Genomic DNA, 20,047 nt, shown 5'->3' with positions numbered 1-20,047 from the left:
ATGTCAATTTTATAAAAATTAAAAAAATAACACATCTTTAAGACAGTGTTATTCAGGAATTGGGGTGCTATTCATATAACGTAAAATTACGCGTTTTCGATATTGTAGTTTACGATCATTGCGGTGATCTTGATAATATTTCGGATCAGGCAATAAGGCTGCTAAAAAAGCTGCTTGTTCGCGCGTTAAGCTTTTAGCACTTTTACCATAATAATATTGAGCAGCTGCTTCAACCCCATATAAATGTTTACCAAATTCAACCGAGTTCATATACACCTCAAGAATTCGGCGTTTTGACCACATGCGCTCCATCATCCACGTTGCTATCGTTTCTTGGCCTTTACGAATAAATGAGCGCTGATTATATAAGAACAAGTTCTTTGCAAGTTGTTGAGACACGGTAGAACCACCTGCAACAACTTCACCTTCTTCATTATTACGCTCTAGAGCAAAACGGATACCATCCCAGTCAAAGCCATGATGATGAATAAATTTTGCATCTTCGCCTGCCAAAATCGCATGTTTGAAATTGTCGCTAATATCATCATAGTCGAGCCATTCATGAACAATCGGCCGAGATGTATCCGACCAATAATCAATTCGCATAAACATGGTGGTATCAACTTCATGTGTACGCCACCAAACCAAACTTGAAAAGATCCAAAGCTGAATAAGGAGAATTGCCCCAATAAAAATTAACAACACGCGAACAATAAAAGCTTTCATGTTCGTCTTGATCTCCTGTATTCAACTTTTTTCATGTTAAGCTGTAAAGCATGTTCATATATAACAAAAGCATAGCATGACTCAAACTCAGCCTCCGCACATTAATCGTAAACTCAATGTACAAGCTTGGTGGCTGACCGCCCTACTGATCTCGATCAATGTAGGTTTGTTCATCTGGCAAATTGTATCTGGGGTGGACATAAGTGACCCAGCTATAAAAGATGCACTTCGCTGGGGAGCAGATTTTACACCACTTACTTTCTCTGGACAGCCAGAACGTTTATTTACCAGCATGTTTTTTCACTTTGGTATTATTCACCTTATGCTCAACATGTGGGCCCTATATATTTTTGGTAATGTCGCTGAAGCTTTATTTGGTCGCTTATATTTTATTGGTCTATATTTACTTGCAGGTTTGTTTGGTAGTCTTTTGAGTAGTTATATCAATATTCAAAATGGACATGAATTACTACAACATTTTGATCAAAGCTTACTTCCTCACGTAAGTGCAGGTGCATCGGGTGCTGTGATGGGATTAGGTGCAGCGTTGACCGTTCTTTCTTTATTTCCACCCTTGCCACATCAAGCCTATATACTTGATAAAAAAGCATTATTAATGATTATGGCCATTAACCTTATATTTGGTCTAGTTGCCACAGGTATTAATAATGCTGCACATGTCGGCGGTATGATTATGGGTGCCTTACTCGCACTCATTTGGTATTTAAGCTACCGCACTCAATTTAAAAGCCTCCTAAAATTCTTAGGGTTAGTGGGAGGACTTTTCATGACTGTCGGTTTCTATATTTACTGTAATCAGCTTAACTCACCATTACTTCCACTTTGGCATGAAGTTTTAATTCAGAATCCAGAAATACTGCCCTAACTTAAATCTGGTTCAACTCTCTTAAACTTTGTAGTGGCGGTAAATTACAAAGATAACCTAGTCTATATCGACCAATAAGAGCACAAAGTAACATCATGGCAAGCGGTAAAATTAACCATATTTCAATATGCCCCTGTAAAGCCATCTTCATTTTATAACTTGCAATTGCACTAATTACCTCGGCAAAACAGCAGGCAACAATGCCTGCTAACAGCCCTAAAAAACCAATTTCTAAACTGAGCATTTGCTTCATTTTATTTTTCGACAAACCAAATGAACGTAACAAAGCCACTTCCCGACGGCGTTCATCCATTAATAGATTTAAACAAGCAATTAAAACGAGTATTCCAGAGAAGCCAACTAAAGCTGCAAGCACAGTCACAATTTTAACCAAGACATTCATTAAGCGCTTTACTTCATCCAAAATACGGTCAACATCAATAAAAACCGTATTTGAAAATTGTTGAATCATATGGATCATTTTAGGTTGATCTTGTTTAGGCACATAAAAACTGCCCAAATAGCTACCAGCATTTTCATCTAGAGTTTTAGGCGAAAAAATAAAAAAGAAATTTGGGCTAAAACTTTCCCATTCAACATTTCTAAAATTCACAACTTTAGCCTGTAAAGTACCGTCTGGCAGGCTAAAAGTAAGCTTATCGCCAAGCTGGATACCTAAACTTTCAGCAGTTTTTGCCTCGACCGAAACTTGCCCTACAGTATTAAAAGTGGCCTGCCCCTTTGTAATGACATTGTCATTTGGCAATGTACTTGACTGAGTTAAATTTAATTCACGTCTTAAAGAATTATTTTGCTTGATCGCATCTTCAGAAAAAGGAATATCATTCTTTGCGAGTAATCGCCCCCGAACATTGGGATATAACGGTGTGCTTTGCCAACCATTTTGTTTTAATTGTTGCTCAAAAGCTTTTAAATCAAATGGAGGCAACCCGTATACAAACTGGTTTGGTGTACCCTCAGGTAACTGCTGTTGCCAGCGTTCTAGTAAATCTGTTCTGAGCACGCTTAACACTGTAATAAGACTTAACCCTAAAGCCAAAGCAGTAATTTGTAAGGCACTTTGTGATGGTGAACGAATATAAAAAGACAAACGAGTTTTCATCTTTTTTAAACTACGAAGCACACCCCAAACAACGGTGTATAGCAAAATACAAAGAACGATAATGGTAGCCAAAACTATAATGCTGAGCATTAAGTTTTCACTTAAAACTAAGCTAAAAATAACAAGACTGGTGATGCCTGCAAAAAACATAAAGAATAATGATTTTCGGGATTTTGCCTGTTCCCGAATAACTCGAATAGGTGGCGTATTTAACAACTCCCAAATGCTTGGCAAAATAAACCCAAGTAGCACAATTACACTGGTAAAAATGGCAATTGGTAAGGGACCAAGTAAAAATCCAACCACAGAAAAACTTAATTCCAGTTGTGGAATTAGTTGTAACATGAGCTCAAGTAAACCATAGCCCATCATTATTCCTAATAGACTGCCAATCACAATTGAAATTACGCTGACTACGCAAAGTAGCCCAATATAGGCCCATAAAATTTGAAACTTGCTAGCACCAAAGCAACGTATTACAGCAATATGATCTTGGTTTTGCTGAACATAACGTTGGCTTGTTAAAGCAATAGCAATACCACACAATAAAATTGTTAAAATATTGGCAAGTTGTAAGAAAGTATCAAGGTTTTCTAGTGGGCGTAATAATCTACTATTTGACTCACTGGCATCGCGTAAACGTAAACCTGCGGTTTCTTCCTGATCATTTACAGTTTTATGTTGTTGTTTAAATTGCTTGCTAAAGTTTTGTACTTGATTAGGTTGACCAGACATTAACAGTCTATAATCGATTCTACTTCCTGTTTGAATTGCATGGGTTTTAGCAATATCGGCTTGATGAATAATAACTGTGGGCGAAAAACCTGAAAAACCGAGTTCTTGATTTGAATCCCGAATAATTACGCCGCTAAAGCGAAATTGGGCATCTGCAATAGATACCGTATCGCCAAGTTTAACTTTAAGTAAATCAGCTGCTCTTTGACTTAGCCACACTTGACCAGGTTGAATACTCTGTGCACTAGGCTCAATCTCAAGTTTTCCTCTTAATGGGAACGCAGGTTCTATAGCTTTCACATTGACCATGACAAACTGATCTTGAGTATGCGCCATTGAACTAAAAATAGTCACATGAGTCTGCTTTAATCCAATCTGTTCCGCCTTTTTTTGCCATTTAGTGTCTAGAAGTTCATTATTCGACAGAACCAAATCAGCTGCTAACATTTGCGAGGCTTGTAGGCTAACCGCATTTTTAACTTGGTCATTACTAAACTTAAGAGCCGTGGTCGCACTAATCGCAAGTGAAAGCGCAATAATGAGTAAATATAACCCTCCAGTGCGAAAGCTTTGTAACAAAAGTGGCTTAAGTAGATTACGCATAGTCTAACCACCCTGTACTGTCTTTAAATAACCATCATTTAATTCAACATGACGTTGGCAAAGTCCAGCCAAATTGCGGTCATGTGTGACCAAAATAAGCGTTGTACCGAGCTCTTTATTTAAATCAAAAAGTAGCCGTTCAATTTCTTGGGCTGTTTGACCATCTAGGTTTCCAGTAGGTTCATCTGCAAAAATAATTTGTGGTTCTGCAATAAGTGCCCGTGCAATTGCCACACGTTGCTGCTCACCACCAGATAAGACTTTAGGCGTTTGTTCCGCTTGACGACTTAAACCTACCCGATGCAACCAGTCTAAGGCCTTCTGCTCAGCAATTTTATAATCAAAATCTTTACGTAACCGAAGCGGCAACATCACATTTTCAAGCGCACTTAACTGCGGTAAAAGTTGGAAAGACTGAAATACAAAGCCAACATACTGCATTCTGATCTGGGCGCGCTGTTCCTCCGTCAACTCATGAACAGGCTGACCACATAACCATACTTCGCCTTCAGACGGCTGGTCTAAAGTCGCTAAGATACCAAGTAAAGTCGATTTTCCTGAACCGGAACGTCCCGTAATGGCTACCTGCTCCCCTTCATAAATATCTAAATCGATATTTTTTAAAATCGTAAATTGATTTTGGTTAATCTGAATAGTTTGTGTAACTTGATGGGCAGCAATGATAGGTTGTGGCATGATGGGGACAGTCCTATATATTTAGTATTCGGGTCGAAACACAAATGTATAAATCTTATTTGTCTGGTTCTAAAAGTCTCTTGCTCATCGCATTGAGCATGTTGCCTATGTTGGTCTCGGCCAAAACTATTTTAATTTTAGGAGATAGTATTAGTGCCGGTTACGGAATAGACCCTAAACAAGGTTGGGTACAATTACTACAAAAACGTCTAGACCAACAGTATCCCAAACAACATAAAGTGGTCAATGCAAGTATGAGTGGTGAAACCACAAGTGGCGCTTTGGCCAGATTACCTAAGCTTTTACAAACGTATAAACCCGAAGTCGTAGTTATTGAATTAGGTGGGAATGATGGTTTACGAGGTCAACCACCACAAATGATTCAACAAAATCTGTCGCAGCTCGTCCATTTAAGCCAACAACAAAAGGCGCAGGTTATTCTTTTTGGTATGAAGATTCCGCCTAATTATGGCACAGCTTATAGCAAAGCATTTGAAACCAATTATAAAACTGTAAGCCAAAAATATCAGGTGAAACTGCTACCGTTTTTCCTTGATGGCGTCGCTGGACAAAAACAACTAATGCAAAATGACTTGATTCATCCAAATGCCCAAGCGCAGTCAAAATTACTTAATTTAGCTTATCCATACATAAAAGGTGCCCTATAGGCACCTTTTAGTTTTAAGTCTTTATAGACTGATTAGAAGTCAAAAAAAGTAACTTCACCAGTTTCTAATGAATACTCAGCACCAACAACAATCAACTCGCCTTTTGCAATCAGGTTTTCTAATACAGCCGAGCCATGACGTAATTGATTGACCGAAGCAAAAACGTTTGAACGTACTGCATGACATGAAAGTTTTTTCAAATCATTTTTCAGATCAGTTTGCATTAAAATTTCAACTGATGGTCGAACACGGTTCACAATCGACATTAAGTTAGATGAAGGCGGATGATCAGGGTTCATCAACGTATCAATAGTCGCTTGAATCGCACCGCAATGACTATGCCCTAATACAACTACAACCGGACAATCATAACGTTCTGCCGCAAACTCAACACTACCAACTTGTGAAGGCGCAACAACATTACCAGCAACACGGATTACGAATAAGTCACCAAGACCTTGATCAAATACCATTTCTGCTGGTACACGAGAATCTGAACAGCCTAATACAATTGCAAACGGATTTTGATCCTTTGCCATTTCAGCGCGTTCATGATGCGATAAGGTTTTTGCAAGGGAAGTATTTCCATTTACAAATCGTTGATTACCTGCTTTCAAACGATCTAAAACTTCTTGCGCAGTAGGCATTTTATATTTCCATTGTTTTTTCAAGGTTAGAAATCATTTTAATGTGTCAAAATTTGAATGTCACTGACAAAAAATGAATCCTTTTCTAAGAAAATATTTTTAAAGCTTTAATGAGTTTTATAAGAAGGATAACCGCACAATTCCCTACTGTTTAGTGAAAAAATAGACATACTTTAGTTTATAGATTGACTATAATTTTCTTCATTCCAAACGTTTGGCAAATGACTCATTGGCAAAGTTTTTCAATAATTTTTCAAACTCGTTTAAGCTTCAAGGATGAAATGTATGATAAGGCTGTCCGCTCCAATTAAAGCCTCTATGAAAAAAACTGCTACTGCATTGACTCTAGCTTGTAGTTTGTTGTCAGTAACTAGTATTTCTCAAACGCAGGCAGCCGATAATATTGATGTCAGTTTTCAAACAATATTACAGCAAGAACGTAGCTGGGCCGGACTGCAAAGTAAAAAATTAAAAGTAGGTGATATTACTTGGTCATATAGTGAAGGTGGTTCAACCACAAAACCGACCTTGTTACTTATTCATGGTTTAGGTGGCAGCCGCGATAATTGGAATCGCATGGCGCATTACTTAACTACGAATTACCACGTGATTATTCCGGACTTACCAGGTAGTGGCGAAACTATCGTTACGCAAGACTTCGATTATTCGGTTCCGAACCTTGCTGAAAAATTACGCCGCTTTGTTGAAGCTGCAAATTTGAAGGGGCCTATTCATATTGCGGGGCACTCACTTGGCGGCTCAATTGCCCTACTTTATGCGGGACAATATCCATTTGAAACTAAAAGTCTATTTTTAGTTGATAGCGGTGGTATTTTCCGTTCTGCCAACACAATTTATCTCAAAGATCCTACCTATCTAAAACAACTGTTAGTCTCTAAAAAAGGTGACTTTAACTATTTGTTAAAACAAACCATGTTTAATCCTCCGTTTATTCCTAAAGAGTTCTTACAAGCTCAAGAAAAATTGATGATTAATCAGGCACCTCAAACACAAAAACTAGTTGATCAATTGATTGCACTTAATAAAGTCTATACTCCAGATTCATTTGCTGTACTTACCAAAACGATCGATGCGCCTACACTTATTTTATGGGGCAAACAAGATAAGATTATTAATGTAGAAGTGGCGAGTGAACTCAAACGACTTTTAAAAAATGCACAACCGCCAGTTATTTTAGAAAATGTAGGTCATATGCCGATTTTGGAAGCTGAACAACTGGTTATTCAACAATACGTACCATTTTTACTTAAAGTAGAATCGAATCAGTCAGTAAAAACGGCAACACCTTAAATAAAACTTCGGACTTGTGAGACCTTATGTCTACCCAACCAATTATTGAAAAACTTATTGAAGCTCATCTAGATTTTTTAGATGAGCAATTTCTTCAGGCTCAGGTGATTCAACAAGAGTTTGAACAGTTTTACCATTGGTTGGGGAGTCGGCAATTACAACACCTTTGGACTTTTGAACAGATTCAACATCTCATTCAAAAGCAGATTTTAGATACCTCTGCTTCTGATTTTCTGATCGAACAAATTGCAGAGCATATTCGCTTCGCCCTGATTCATCCTGCAAATGAGACGGCAACAGTTGAAAATGTTATTCCTGTTTTAACGATTGACCGCATTGCACAGTATGTTGCAAGTAAAGAAGAGCATCGTAAAAAACTGATTAAAACAATTGTAAATAATCCAGCTTTTTCAGCTCTTTTGACTCAGTTGATTCAACAAACAATGCATGATTATTTAGATGAATCAATGTCAAAACGCGTGCCAGGTGTAGGACGCTTCATGAAAATGGGTAAATCAGTATTAGAAACAGTGACCGATTCTAATCTGGACGATACCATTAACCATTATTTGCAAAAGAATATTTTAAAACTTAGCCAAATGAGTGAGCGCGTTTTAAACCAACATTTTGACAATGATAAGCTCTATCATTTTCAGGCAAATGTTTGGCACAAAGTTAAAACTATGCCACTTTCTGTTTTAAAAAATTATGTAGAAGTTCAAGATTTAACAAAAACTGTAGGTCTAGGGCATGAAATCTGGGACCACATTCGTCAAACCGATTATCTAAAACAGCAAGTCCACGATGGTATCTATACTTGGTATGTCCGTAATCAGGAACGTAGTTTTGACTTACTACTCCGTGACCTCAATATTGATGAAAGTTTGGTGAAGCATGAACTCACCGACTTGCTTGTCCCCGTATTACAACAACTCGTTACAACAGGACATTTAAGACGTCGTGCCCGTGTATATTTAGAGAAGTTTTATTATTCTGAAAAAGCTTTAGATATTTTAAATAACAAAGGCGCTTGAAGCGCCTTGGTTACTTTTATTGATTAGAAAGAATATTTTAAAGAAGCGTAATAAGCTCGACCTGGCTCATTATAAGTTTGGCTAATAGAATTACTGTCTCTTAAAATTTGTTTATCAAACAAATTACTCACACCAACTCGTGTACTTATATTGTCTGAAAATTTATAACCGACATTAATTCCAGCAATACTATAGCTTTTTACAGTACTTGGCTTAAGCGCAGAATTCGCACCTCCTGAACCTATACCAGATTCAAGTCTATTTTCTGCAAACTGGCGTGATTTTTGACGACCATATTGAGTAAATACAAAATTTACATCTAACTGATCCGTAATGTCATAATCAAAAATTGAGTTAATCGTATAGTTTGGTACTAAAGATAATGGGTTCCCTGTTTGTTTATCTTTCGAGTCCATCATATAAGTAAAGTTATTAGTCCAGCGGATATCACCAAAGTCTAACCCCAAACTCCCTTCAAAACCTTGAATTAGAGCTTTAGGCGTATTTTCCCAACGCAGAATATTCCACTTCGTATTCGTCACAGCTCCTGTATTTGCATTGGTGCTTGAACCATCAACTGTTCCGACAACATTTGTACCAGCTACAATTTTATCTTTATAGTCATTACGGAACCAAGTTAAGCTCGCATTCACGATATCTTTTTGAAACTGAATACCGAGCTCTTTGTTTACCGATGTTTCAGGTTTTAAATCGCCATTACCTTGTAACAAACAACGTGAATCAATATTGGCTGGACAACCATTACCATTTGTACTTAATAAATACCCTTCGGCATTTTGATACATATTTGGTGCTTTATAAGCTTTTGCTACCCCACCTTTTAAAGTGAAATAATCGTTAAGTCTTTGGGTAATATTTAAGCTTGGGCTCCAGTTAGAACCAGATTTACTATGGTCATCAAAACGTAAGCCTAATACAACATCTGTGCTGTCTGTAACTTTCAGGTTATCTTCAATATATGCAGAAGCAATACGTGATTCCATTTTACTACGATCACCTTTCGCCAATTGATCGCCATAACCTGAACCACTGCTGTCTTTACCTTGATTTGTCGAGATATTATCTTTAAATCTGTCTTCAACCCATTCCGTACCTACAGTTAATACTTGGGGTACATAGTATTCGAAAGGAATATTAGCCTCACCGTTAAAGCGAAGAGTTTCTAAACGTGAGGTGGCTTTATCATCAAGGTTATTAATTTTTCCTTCTACACTCCCCGCTAAACCTTCAGGTAGACGTTTGTTATACGTTTTATCATATTGAGCAACGAGTTTACTCTTACCCCAAGACCAATCGCCCTCGTGCGTTACCGCATAGCTATCACGATACATGGTATTGGTTTCTTTACCGATGAGCTGCGAAAGAATCGCATCTGCTTCTGCGTTTGCATTTAACTGAGAGTCGCCAGAATAAATATTACCTTGTTTGCTAGAAGAAACATCGAACAAGACAGTTTGTTGGTCTGTTGCCTGCCAAGCTAAACGGCCTGAAATATCTTTATTTTTAACACCTTCACGGCCAGCTGCTGTACTACCAATAGATTTATTAATATCAACATCGTCAGCTTCCGTTTTATTGTAATTACCATATAAACGATAAGACAAAACGTCTTTAATTAATGGCCCACTTACATTAAAACCAACACGATTTGATGAACCTTCTTTGGAGTCTTCAGGCTGTGAAGTATAGAACTCTACTGAACCATGAGTTTCATTAGTTACTTTTTTAGTAATGATGTTAACTACACCACCAGCAGCACCTGAGCCATAACGAGCTGCTGCTGGTCCACGTAAAACTTCGATCGACTCGATTGCTTCTGCTGGTACCCAGTTTGAGTCGCCTCGTGTATCACGCTCTCCTTTCCAGCCATAACGGACTGAGTTACGAGAGTTAATTGGTTTACCGTCCACTAAAATAAGTGTGTTTTCAGGCCCCATTCCACGAATATCAATTTGTCTATTATTACCACGCTGCCCTGTTGCGCTATTGCCTGTCAGGTTGACACCTGGCATACGACGTACATAGTCAGAAATATCATTACGAACTGGTAGTTTTTCTAAATCTTCTTTGGTAATAACCGATACACCAAGCGATTGCTTCACTTGCTCTTCCGCTGTTACGAAAATTGTTTCCAATTTCACAGGTTCAGCAGGCTTTTCTAATGTTTGTTCAGCTTGTTCTTGCTCATTTTGTGCGGCAAAAGCCATAGACATCATACTTGCCAGTACTGAAACAGAAAGCACTGACTGGATAATACGCTTCGACATAAGTATTCCCAATATATTGATTTATTAAACATCTCTCATTTTCTGTTTCGCATTGTAACAAAGATAAATAAAATTACAAATGATATTGATAATAATTATCATTATTTATATTGAGTAATAAAAAAACCTCATTTCGAGGCTTTTTTATTTCACTTTTCAAATAATTTAATTATTTGAAATAAGCACCTTCTGCTTGCGTATGGTCTGTTTGGTCAACCACACGTTGTAGTTCAGGAATGTGTTCTCTTAACGTTGTTTCTACACCTTGTTTCAAGGTTACATCAATTGCAGAACAACCTTGGCAACCACCACCGAACTTCAATACAGCAGTTAAGCCATGTTCAGGATCATCTTGCACTTCAACTAAGCTACAGTTACCGCCGTGTCCTGCAAGACCTGGATTAATTTCCGCTTGAAGTACATAAGTAATACGCTCTTCAATTGATGCATCTGGCCCTACACGCGGCACTTTAGAGTTTGGTGCACGGAAAGTTAGCTGACCACCGAAACGATCTTTGTTGTAGTCAATAACAGCGTCTAAAAGATATGGAATAGACGGCGCATCAATGTATGCAGGGAAATCAGGATAGTCCTGTTTATAGTCCGTTGGCACCACTTCTTCTGGTGCACTATATGCCATACAGCACTCTGCACGTGGTGTACCAGGATGTTCAACAAAAATTCGAACGCCAATTCCCGGAGTATTTTGCTTCGCCAATAATTCGTGCAAATACTCTTGTGCAGATGGTGTAATCAAAAGGTTCGGAATTTCTTCTGCAACAGCAGTGTTGGTGTTCTCAGTCGACATAACAATATTCCTCAAGCTGATGCCTTTATATTAACCGAAGATGAGGTGGATTTAAAAAAAATCAACTAAATTTGTCGGATTTATACACAACGGGGTTTCAAGTTGTATTTTTAATGGCATTATTGACCTCAGTATCGATCATTTTTTAAATATTTCTTATGTTGCATTTGCCGTTTAACCATACCATTACCCTTATTATTATTACGGTCATTATCTCTTTACTTGCTTTTAGCAATCAAAACGTTATGAACCGCCTAATCTTTTGGCCGCCTGCGATGCAACGTGGACAATTTGATCGCTTCATCACACATGGCTTTATTCACGCAGATGGTACTCATTTACTCTTTAATATGATTACCCTGTTTTTCTTTGGCAGCATCATTGAAAGTTTTTATCGCCAATATTTCTACGACATGGGCTTTGTCTTGTTCTATTTGGGCGGGTTAATTTTTGCGATTTTACCAAGCTATCTACAACATAAAAATGATGCAAACTGGGCAAGTCTTGGAGCTTCAGGGGCAGTATCTGCTGTTCTATTTGCCTATATCCTGTTTCAGCCATGGAAACTGATTTTTGTATTTTTTATTCCAGTACCCGCTATTATTTTTGCAGTTCTTTATGTTGCTTATAGTATTTGGGCAGGTAAACGTGGCAATACGCATATTAATCATAGTGCCCATTTATGGGGTGCAGCTTACGGCGTAATTGTAACAATTTTGATTGAACCGCGAGTGATTCCACATTTCTTAGATCAACTTACCCGCTTACCGTTTTAAACTTAATATTTTTGAAAAGCCCGATATGGGCTTTTCTTTTTTTCTCATTTATTTATCACGATAAATTCTCAGATATTTTTCTGATTTTCTTTGATCAATTCCTTGTTTTGATTGCAAAAACCATCTGATTAAACTCAAGCCAATTCTTTTAATAATTCAGATGATACAATGAAGTACAAAGCTCTTTTATCTAGTCTTTCCATTGCATTATTTAGCTTATCTTTAGCTGGCTGTAACGATAATGATTCACAAGAAACCACAGTAAGTACTCCAAAGCAGCCCAATATTTTATTTATTATGGCCGATGACTTAGGCTATTCAGATTTAGGAGCATTTGGTGGTGAAATACATACGCCTAATATTGATAGTTTGGCGCAAGAAGGTCGACTTTTAACGGATTATCATACTGCACCCACTTGTTCCCCTACTCGCTCGCAACTTATTTCAGGAACTGATCATCACCTAGCAGGCATAGGTGCTATGGCAGAGCTTACACCAGACCATTTAAAAGGCCAGCCAGGTTACGAAGGCTATTTAAATGAACGCTCTTTATCAATTGCGCAGGTGCTCAAAGACAATGGTTATCGGACATATATTAGTGGTAAATGGCATTTGGGGCTAACTCCTGAAACCAATGCTCATGCCAAAGGTTTTGACCATTCATTTACCTTATTACAAGGTTTAGACCATCACTTTAAACAAGCTCCAAGCGCGTTTAAACGAAATTCAACCTATACCGAAGATGGGCAAATTATTCCAATTTCAGCATTACCTGATGACTTTTTCTCGACCAATTATTTTACCGATAAATTGCTGAGCTATTTAGAATCAGGTAAAAATAGCGGTAAGCCATTCTTTGCTTATGCTGCCTATACAGCACCTCACTGGCCTATACAGGCTCCAGCAGAATACCGTGAAAAATATCGTGGCGTTTACGATGTCGGTTATGACGCCATTAGAAAAGCACGTATAGCACGCCAAAAACAGCTTGGAATTATTCCAGCAAATTTTGAAGCAGCAGAACCAATCGCCACTCAAAATGCACCACAAAAATATGGAAAATGGGATGAGTTAACAGCTGAGCAGAAAGCACTTGAAGCCCGTAAAATGGAAATCTACGCAGGTATGGTAGAAAATCTTGATGCAAATGTAGGCCGAATTATCCAATACCTAAAACAAAATAATCTTTATGAAAATACTTTAATTTTCTTTGTTTCTGACAATGGTGCAGAAGGTTTCATTCGTGGTGGATATGGCAGTGAATCTGGTTTTGATAACTCTGTAGCAAACGTAGGCACCCCTACTTCTTATCACTATATTGGACCACGTTGGGCTGAAGTCAGCGCGGCACCTTTTCATTTATGGAAAGATACAGCTGGCGAAGGTGCAACTACAGCTCCTGCTATTGTGAAATTACCAAATCAGAAAAAAGCTGAAGAAACCAATCATAGCTTCGCATCTGTACTCGATGTTTTTCCAACATTATTAGATTATGCCCATATTCCGGTACCTCAAGGACAATATAAAGGCCGAACCATTAATACACCAAGTGGTTACTCTTGGAAGTCTGTACTTGAAAATAAATCACAAACTATCCGTCCAGCTAATTTCAGCTTTGCCGATGAATTACACGGTAGTAAATATGCTAAACAAGGTGAATGGAAAATTGCACTTCAAGGACGCCCTGAATTAGGATCAGGTTCTTGGGAACTCTATAACATTGCTACTGATCGTGGTGAAAATCATAATGTTGCGCAGCTTTACCCTGCAAAAGTACAAGAGTTGCTCTCGGTTTATCAAAAATACACCGAACAAAATGGCGTACAGGAATATAACGCCAAATGAAATTGAAACTGGTTCTAAGCACTACAATCAGCCTGTTATTCATCACAGGCTGTAGTAAGTCTGAACATAGCTCTGACACAAAAACAGTTTTACCAAAGCAAGCCACCTCATCGGCTGCTTTGGGTTCTATCGAACAGTGTAAAAGCTATACAGGGCTTCCTACAAACTGGCTTAAAAATAAAACCGCAGGTATGGTATTCATACCAGATGGACAATTTAATTTTGGTTCTGAAAAAGCTTATCCAGATGAACTTAACTTTGGGAAAAAACAACGGGAAGTTAAAGGTTTCTGGATTGATCAAACTGAAGTCACTGTTGCTCAATTCGCCAGTTTTGTGAAGGCAACTGGTTATATTACCGATGCTGAAAAACAAAAACAGGCTGCTGTTTTTACTCCAGATCCACGTCATCCCCAACAATGGTGGCAACTCAAATCAGGATATACATGGAAAACTCCAAATGGCAAAAATGGAGCTCTCCCTCCCCCTCGCGAACCTGTAAGGTACGTGACGAAAAATGATGCTGAACATTATGCAGTTTGGCTAGGACGTGATTTACCAACAGAATTAGAATGGGAATACGCCGCTAAAGCAAACTCAAAAACTGACACACCTTTACACCAAGCACCTACCGATGAACATCAGCATCCACAAGCAAATTACTGGCAAGGTACATTCCCTTTTGAAAATTTGAATCACGACCATTTTACTGGTGTTGCTCCTGTCGGCTGTTTTAAATCCAACGGCTTTAAGCTATTCGATATGATTGGAAATGTTTGGGAATGGACCTCCTCTCCCTATCAAGGTGCACATGATCAACATATGGGTAATTATTCTGATTTAAGACAAAAAGAAATGAGCAGCACTCAATATGTGATTAAAGGAGGCTCATTTTTGTGTGCTGAAAATTACTGTTCACGTTACCGTAATAGTAGTCGCTACCCACAAGATTTTGATTTAGCCGCTACTCATGTAGGTTTTCGTACAATTTTACGTACGCCTTAATCGCTAAAAAACTAGTTTAGAGTGTTGATATTTCTTAACCAAAAATAGACCGAAAAACAATCTAATAATTTCTATAGTAAATAGTAAAAAGGAGAATGATAAAAAGAGAGAACAATATGATGAAAAAATTTCTAGTTTGTGCAGCAGCAATTTTCACACTATCACTATCGGCTTTTGCAGTTTTTACCCCTGCTGGCAGTGTAGTAGTTGATCCGGATTCGCCTTATCACAATCATCCAGGAGATTTTTGTCCACCAGGTCAGGCCAAGAAAGGTCGTTGTTAAAAGTTTAGATAGACTATAAGCAAATTAATCTGACTGTTTAGAAAGATGATTTACAGCTTATGTATAGGGCTTCACCCAAAATTAGATGGGGCGAAACTAGAAAATTATGGTGTAAAAAAATCACCATATCCCCAAGATTTTTAAAAGACAATCTTACGTTGTCTTCCATCTAGTTTCACCCCAATTCTTTCTTATTCCGTTTGACTTTTCTTATCGTTTAATAAAAAAGTCTAGTTTTTTACTCATCATCGTATCTTTTTTATTGATACATTTTGAACATTTTATCTTCAGCTTAGATCTGATGAATTCGCTCTATACAAAATAATCATTTATGTAACGTAAGTCTATAAAAATGTTCTAGAAATGTGAAAAAAAATGAAGTTAAAATGAGATCAAATTATCATAAAAATTCACTCAAACCACCTTCATCACAAAAATAATTTAATTTTCATTTTGTCAGTTATTGCCACTCGTTTCTTTTAATTGGCATAGATAATGTATACACCTGTATATTAATACTACCGTCCAAGTGAGATATTTTATGTCCAGCCAGAGTCTAGACGAAGGTCTACAATTTCCGATACATGCTTCAACAAAAAAACAAAGTACTTCTCGCACAGGCCAAGAGATTTTGTCAGAAGCTTTATCTATTGTAGATAATAAAACTGCTCAACAGATTTTGACTGAAAAAAACTGGCGGAAAAACTATCCAAGATACTTTAAATCACTTGTTCAACATGGGCTTTCTAATAACAATAACCCGATTACTATCGCCAAACAGGGTTTACATAAGGCTCATCATCTTTTTGACTATTTCCGCGATGGTAAACACTATCTTTTAAAAGATGCTTTGCACATCCCTACCACTAAGCCTTTAAATACAGTTAGATTTAAAGGTGAAAGTGAAGCTGCACCAGAATGGTATGTTCCATATAAAGGCCAAAAACTTAGCGGGCAAAGCTTACTTGATCAAATTCAAAAATGGGAAAATGCAGGTATTATTGAACCAAGCCATGCCAAGGCTTTACGTGAAGCTGCCGCTCATCCAGAATGGTTTGATTTATCTGATCGAACCATGGTTCTGTTTGGTGCGGCTTCAGAAGCTGGCCCTTTACCTTGGTTAGCAAAGTGGAAAGCGAATATTGTTGCAATTGATTTACCGAACCCACGAGTTTGGGGGAAAATTTTAAATACAATTCAGCAAGGAAACGCAACGCTGATTGCACCTACAATTGAATCAGTTGACTCAACAGCAAAAGCTTCTGAATTAAGAGATAAATTAGGTGCCAATTTACTGACTCAACTACCAGAAATTGCACAGTGGTTAGTTCAATTTCCTCAAAAATTAGATTTAGCTGCTATTGCTTATTTAGATGGGGAAAAGCATGTCCGTGTCTCAATGGCCATGGACAGTATTATGCAATATGTGAGTGAACATAAACCTGATACAAGCTTAATGTTTATGTGTACTCCAACCGATGTTTACGCAGTACCTAAAGAAGTTGCAAAGGCAGCTCAAGAGAAATTTAAATCTCGTTCACAACTACAAAAAATGGCTGCAAAAGGTATCTCTACACTATCGCTCAAACGTTTTTTCCAAGCACCTTATCAAGACTTGATTACCAGCGAAAATGGCAAAACTTATGGTATTGCAGACTGCTTGGTAGTTGAACAAGGGCCAAACTACGCATTAGCTAAACGTATTCAACAATGGCGAGCAACACTTGCCCGTCATCAAGGCCAACGCGTGAGTATTAATATTGCTCCATCTACGACAACTCATTCGGTCACAAAAAATCCACTCCTTAAGGCCGCTTTTAACGGTGCGGAACTTTTTGATGTAGAAGCGTTTAGTCCAGAAACCACGAATGCCATTATGGCGGCACTCTGGATCCATGACTTAAGAAATGAATCTTCTGTCGCAAATCCTGAAACTGTGCTTGACCATCCTCTAGAGTTGATGATGGAAGGTGCCAACCATGGCGGTCTATGGCGTGTGGCTTATTTAGCCCGTACAGCCCTTCCTTTTGCTGCAATCTATGGTTTTGCGGCCGAAAAGCTTCCATTTAAGAAATTTTCTAAAAAATAATGAAGTTAAAAGCCCAATTTTAGAATTGGGCTTTTTTATACAATTATTTGTTTTGACTATGCGTTAAATACTTTTGCATTTCGTCAGGTGGAACCATACCTCCACCAGTCGCCCATACCACATGTGTCGCATGCTGTAACTTTACAGCTGACAATTCATGCAAGGCCAAATAATCAGGAGTAGTTTGCACATAATATGGCCCCATCATGCCTGCCGCTGCCGAGGGCTCAACTTGAATATTCTCAGTTTGATTTAAAAGCGCAATCAGCTCATATAAACATTCATCATGAATGGTGTAGTAACCGTCAATTAACTGCTGCATAGCACGGCCGACAAAACCAGAAGCACGGCCAACAGCCAATCCATCTGCAGCAGTAATGTTATCTAAACCAATATCGTTTACTGAAATCTGATCATGCAGCCCTGTATAAACACCTAGTAACATACATGGAGAGTGAGTCGGTTCTGCAAATATACAATGTACATGCTCACCAAAAGCGAGTTTTAGCCCAAAACTCACTCCACCAGGGCCACCACCGAGTTTATTTGAAAAAAGCGATCTTTTTTAATATGACAATAAAAAAGCCACTAATAATAGTGGCTTTTTAGATTTAAACAGACAACTTAAATGAACTTTAAGAACAACCAATATAAACCACCTGACAAACAGATGGTCGCAGGTAAAGTAAATATCCAAGCTGATAAAATTGTCTTAATGGTATTAAAGTTTACACCTGATTTATTTGCAACCATGGTACCCGCAACAGCACTGTTTAAAACATGAGTAGTTGAAACTGGCATACCTAAACCATCTGCTGCTGCAATAGTACTCATTGCAATAAGCTCAGCAGACATACCTTGACCATAAGTCATATGGTTCTTACCAATACGCTCACCTACAGTCACCACAATACGTTTCCAACCAACCATAGTGCCAAGACCAAGCGCTAATGCAACCGCAACTTTCACCCAGTTTGGAATGTACTGTAAGAATGAATCCAAGCTACCGCGATAATCTTTCACAAGCTTTTTCTGTGAATCATCCATTTTTGGTAAAGCATCTGCTTTGTCCAAACGTTTAAACGTGGTTGTGCTTAAATACATATCATTACGAATTTCACTAATCGCAGCTTCAGGAATATCTTTTAAGTCGCTATAGCTAGAAACACGAGCACCTAAATGATCAGTCATACTTGCCAATGCAGGTACAACTTCGGGAGTCTGTTGCTTGGTTTGAATATATTTAGTTAAAACTTCACGCGCTTTTTCATCAGTCAATTCTTGCTGATTATGGTTTAACAAAACAGCAGTTTGAGAAGAAAGCTGGTGGAATGATTGAACCTGTTGTGTATCTAGGTTTTTATTGATTGAATAAGCTAACGGTACTAAACCAACCAAAATGAGCATGATGAGACCCATACCTTTTTGGCCGTCATTTGAACCGTGTGCAAAACTTACACCTGTACAGGTAAAGATTAAAATTGCACGAATGATTGCTGGTGGTGGCTTATTACCTTCAGGTGGCTGGAATAATTCTAATTGGCGTTTGAAAATAGTTTTAACCAACAAGAATAAGATTGCTGCAAAAGCAAAACCAATTAAAGGTGAAAATAATAATGCCTTACCTACTTTAATCACCTGATCCATATCTACACCACTGGTCGTTACGCCAGTCGATGCACTCAATAGATGGTTCATAATACCCACACCCAAGATTGAACCAATCAAGGTGTGAGAGCTAGAAGCTGGGATTCCTAAGAACCAAGTACCAAGGTTCCAAAGAATTGCAGCGATTAACAATGCAAAAACCATTGCAAAGCCAGCACCGCTACCCATGTTCATGATAAGTTCAACAGGAAGCAATGCAATAATGCCATAAGCAACAGCACCACTTGCGACCATTACCCCAAGAAAATTACAAAAACCAGCCCACATGACTGCAACTGGTGCAGGCAATGCATTTGTATAAATGACCGTTGCAACTGCATTAGCAGTATCGTGGAAACCGTTTACAAATTCAAAGCCCAATGCAATGAAAAGTGCAGTAGATAAAAGAATAACCGAATAAAGGCTCAAAGGTGGAACATGCGCTAAATCAGCACTAACCTGAAACCCAATATAAATAAGTGTTGCAACAATAATCGTCAGAAACACCGGCATAAAAAATTTCGGTGTTGGGACGTGTACATTCGTCGATTTTGCTTGCAGGTTTGCCGCAAGTTTTGAATCCGAAACAGGGGGTAGATTAGAATTCATGCAGACGGTAAGAGGATAATAAAATCCTCTGTATTCTTAAATTAAATTATGACAATTATATGACAAAGAGCCGCCTGATGAAGTCAATTTTTTATATTTTGACCTCATTTGATACACCTTTCCCCGATCATTTTTATTTTATTTTTAAAATACAATAACTTAATTCATTATTTATGAACTCCTTTTGTGCTTATTTTTACAGCAAAAAAATAAATAAAATGACCTATATGTCTATTTTTCACACAGAACAACTGTAATATTTCGGCAT

16 protein-coding genes and 1 pseudogene are annotated in these 20,047 nt (G+C 38.0%); 9 read left to right on the top strand and 8 right to left on the bottom strand.

All coding sequences use genetic code 11. The annotated features are described in order from the left end of the window. Positions 1 to 48: 48 nt before the first annotated feature. On the bottom strand, positions 49 to 726 hold the full coding sequence (mtgA, locus tag J678_RS11810; RefSeq protein WP_004710069.1) for a monofunctional biosynthetic peptidoglycan transglycosylase: 678 nt from the start codon (positions 724 to 726) through the stop codon (positions 49 to 51). Between the two features lie 76 nt (positions 727 to 802). Here mtgA and J678_RS11805 point away from each other — a divergent pair, with 76 nt between their 5' ends. Then, the gene (locus J678_RS11805; RefSeq protein ID WP_004710072.1) at positions 803 to 1,612 is read left to right on the top strand and encodes a rhomboid family intramembrane serine protease; all 810 of its coding nucleotides are present in this window, start codon (positions 803 to 805) and stop codon (positions 1,610 to 1,612) included. Between the two features lies 1 nt (position 1,613). Here the strand turns inward: J678_RS11805 and J678_RS11800 are convergent, their stop codons facing one another. Further along, on the bottom strand, positions 1,614 to 4,073 hold the full coding sequence (locus tag J678_RS11800; protein WP_031955828.1) for an ABC transporter permease: 2,460 nt from the start codon (positions 4,071 to 4,073) through the stop codon (positions 1,614 to 1,616). A gap of 3 nt (positions 4,074 to 4,076) precedes the next feature. Continuing rightward, positions 4,077 to 4,769: an ABC transporter ATP-binding protein gene (locus J678_RS11795; protein WP_017393357.1), complete on the bottom strand. Its 693-nt coding sequence runs from the start codon at positions 4,767 to 4,769 to the stop codon at positions 4,077 to 4,079. Between the two features lie 44 nt (positions 4,770 to 4,813). On the opposite strand from J678_RS11795, the gene J678_RS11790 reads away from it, so the two are divergent. Then, complete coding sequence (locus J678_RS11790; RefSeq protein WP_002017670.1) at positions 4,814 to 5,437, top strand: arylesterase; 624 nt, start codon at positions 4,814 to 4,816, stop codon at positions 5,435 to 5,437. A gap of 32 nt (positions 5,438 to 5,469) precedes the next feature. Here J678_RS11790 and J678_RS11785 read toward each other — a convergent pair whose 3' ends face one another. Continuing rightward, complete coding sequence (locus J678_RS11785) at positions 5,470 to 6,084, bottom strand: carbonic anhydrase (protein WP_001141692.1); 615 nt, start codon at positions 6,082 to 6,084, stop codon at positions 5,470 to 5,472. 285 nt (positions 6,085 to 6,369) lie between these two features. On the opposite strand from J678_RS11785, the gene J678_RS11780 reads away from it, so the two are divergent. Together J678_RS11780 and J678_RS11775 are read left to right on the top strand one after the other, a co-directional pair. Beyond that, a complete protein-coding gene (locus J678_RS11780; RefSeq protein WP_004888237.1) occupies positions 6,370 to 7,395 on the top strand; it encodes an alpha/beta fold hydrolase in 1,026 nt (341 codons plus the stop codon). Positions 7,396 to 7,421: 26 nt separating this feature from the next. Next, a complete protein-coding gene (locus tag J678_RS11775; RefSeq protein ID WP_017393356.1) occupies positions 7,422 to 8,429 on the top strand; it encodes a hypothetical protein in 1,008 nt (335 codons plus the stop codon). A 23-nt stretch (positions 8,430 to 8,452) separates the two neighbouring features. Here J678_RS11775 and J678_RS11770 read toward each other — a convergent pair whose 3' ends face one another. After that, positions 8,453 to 10,717 (bottom strand): TonB-dependent siderophore receptor, encoded by a 2,265-nt coding sequence (locus tag J678_RS11770; RefSeq protein ID WP_017393355.1) that lies wholly within the window; start codon positions 10,715 to 10,717, stop codon positions 8,453 to 8,455. A 169-nt stretch (positions 10,718 to 10,886) separates the two neighbouring features. Then, positions 10,887 to 11,525, bottom strand: coding sequence for a Fe-S biogenesis protein NfuA (nfuA, locus tag J678_RS11765; protein WP_002054458.1), 639 nt, complete (start codon positions 11,523 to 11,525; stop codon positions 10,887 to 10,889). A gap of 158 nt (positions 11,526 to 11,683) precedes the next feature. On the opposite strand from nfuA, the gene J678_RS11760 reads away from it, so the two are divergent. The 5 genes from J678_RS11760 to J678_RS11740 all read left to right on the top strand — a co-directional run bounded on the left by J678_RS11760 (position 11,684) and on the right by J678_RS11740 (position 17,523). Further along, positions 11,684 to 12,301, top strand: coding sequence for a rhomboid family intramembrane serine protease (locus tag J678_RS11760; protein ID WP_004710083.1), 618 nt, complete (start codon positions 11,684 to 11,686; stop codon positions 12,299 to 12,301). Between the two features lie 168 nt (positions 12,302 to 12,469). Further along, on the top strand, positions 12,470 to 14,146 hold the full coding sequence (locus J678_RS11755; protein ID WP_017393354.1) for an arylsulfatase: 1,677 nt from the start codon (positions 12,470 to 12,472) through the stop codon (positions 14,144 to 14,146). Further along, entirely contained in the window at positions 14,143 to 15,150 is a 1,008-nt protein-coding gene (locus J678_RS11750) for a formylglycine-generating enzyme family protein (protein ID WP_017393353.1), read from the top strand. The genes J678_RS11755 and J678_RS11750 overlap by 4 nt, the downstream gene beginning before the upstream one ends. Positions 15,151 to 15,269: 119 nt before the next feature. Further along, positions 15,270 to 15,434 carry a hypothetical protein gene (locus J678_RS23025; protein ID WP_032027319.1) on the top strand — a complete coding sequence of 55 codons (165 nt, stop codon included), beginning with the start codon at positions 15,270 to 15,272 and terminating at the stop codon, positions 15,432 to 15,434. 541 nt (positions 15,435 to 15,975) lie between these two features. Next, on the top strand, positions 15,976 to 17,523 hold the full coding sequence (locus J678_RS11740; protein ID WP_017393351.1) for a hypothetical protein: 1,548 nt from the start codon (positions 15,976 to 15,978) through the stop codon (positions 17,521 to 17,523). Between the two features lie 43 nt (positions 17,524 to 17,566). Here the strand turns inward: J678_RS11740 and J678_RS11735 are convergent. Next, positions 17,567 to 18,064, bottom strand: a pseudogene (locus J678_RS11735) (D-serine ammonia-lyase); the annotation flags it as partial. Positions 18,065 to 18,147: 83 nt separating this feature from the next. After that, positions 18,148 to 19,779: an inorganic phosphate transporter gene (locus J678_RS11730; protein WP_031955824.1), complete on the bottom strand. Its 1,632-nt coding sequence runs from the start codon at positions 19,777 to 19,779 to the stop codon at positions 18,148 to 18,150. Between the last annotated feature and the right edge of the window lie 268 nt (positions 19,780 to 20,047).

This window comes from Acinetobacter sp. 1424608 (genome assembly GCF_000588255.1).
GTDB classification, from domain to species: Bacteria; Pseudomonadota; Gammaproteobacteria; order Pseudomonadales; family Moraxellaceae; genus Acinetobacter; species Acinetobacter nosocomialis.
This window is presented reverse-complemented; position numbering and strand designations above follow the sequence as displayed.

What these genes read in the sequence shown, in the direction of transcription:
- mtgA (WP_004710069.1), bottom strand. Translation starts at nt 726, where the DNA reads ATGAAAGCTTTTATTGTTCGCGTGTTGTTAATTTTTATTGGGGCAATT.
- J678_RS11805 (WP_004710072.1), top strand. Translation starts at nt 803, where the DNA reads ATGACTCAAACTCAGCCTCCGCACATTAATCGTAAACTCAATGTACAA.
- J678_RS11800 (WP_031955828.1), bottom strand. Translation starts at nt 4,073, where the DNA reads ATGCGTAATCTACTTAAGCCACTTTTGTTACAAAGCTTTCGCACTGGA.
- J678_RS11795 (WP_017393357.1), bottom strand. Translation starts at nt 4,769, where the DNA reads ATGCCACAACCTATCATTGCTGCCCATCAAGTTACACAAACTATTCAG.
- J678_RS11790 (WP_002017670.1), top strand. Translation starts at nt 4,814, where the DNA reads ATGTATAAATCTTATTTGTCTGGTTCTAAAAGTCTCTTGCTCATCGCA.
- J678_RS11785 (WP_001141692.1), bottom strand. Translation starts at nt 6,084, where the DNA reads ATGCCTACTGCGCAAGAAGTTTTAGATCGTTTGAAAGCAGGTAATCAA.
- J678_RS11780 (WP_004888237.1), top strand. Translation starts at nt 6,370, where the DNA reads ATGATAAGGCTGTCCGCTCCAATTAAAGCCTCTATGAAAAAAACTGCT.
- J678_RS11775 (WP_017393356.1), top strand. Translation starts at nt 7,422, where the DNA reads ATGTCTACCCAACCAATTATTGAAAAACTTATTGAAGCTCATCTAGAT.
- J678_RS11770 (WP_017393355.1), bottom strand. Translation starts at nt 10,717, where the DNA reads ATGTCGAAGCGTATTATCCAGTCAGTGCTTTCTGTTTCAGTACTGGCA.
- nfuA (WP_002054458.1), bottom strand. Translation starts at nt 11,525, where the DNA reads ATGTCGACTGAGAACACCAACACTGCTGTTGCAGAAGAAATTCCGAAC.
- J678_RS11760 (WP_004710083.1), top strand. Translation starts at nt 11,684, where the DNA reads ATGTTGCATTTGCCGTTTAACCATACCATTACCCTTATTATTATTACG.
- J678_RS11755 (WP_017393354.1), top strand. Translation starts at nt 12,470, where the DNA reads ATGAAGTACAAAGCTCTTTTATCTAGTCTTTCCATTGCATTATTTAGC.
- J678_RS11750 (WP_017393353.1), top strand. Translation starts at nt 14,143, where the DNA reads ATGAAATTGAAACTGGTTCTAAGCACTACAATCAGCCTGTTATTCATC.
- J678_RS23025 (WP_032027319.1), top strand. Translation starts at nt 15,270, where the DNA reads ATGAAAAAATTTCTAGTTTGTGCAGCAGCAATTTTCACACTATCACTA.
- J678_RS11740 (WP_017393351.1), top strand. Translation starts at nt 15,976, where the DNA reads ATGTCCAGCCAGAGTCTAGACGAAGGTCTACAATTTCCGATACATGCT.
- J678_RS11730 (WP_031955824.1), bottom strand. Translation starts at nt 19,779, where the DNA reads ATGAATTCTAATCTACCCCCTGTTTCGGATTCAAAACTTGCGGCAAAC.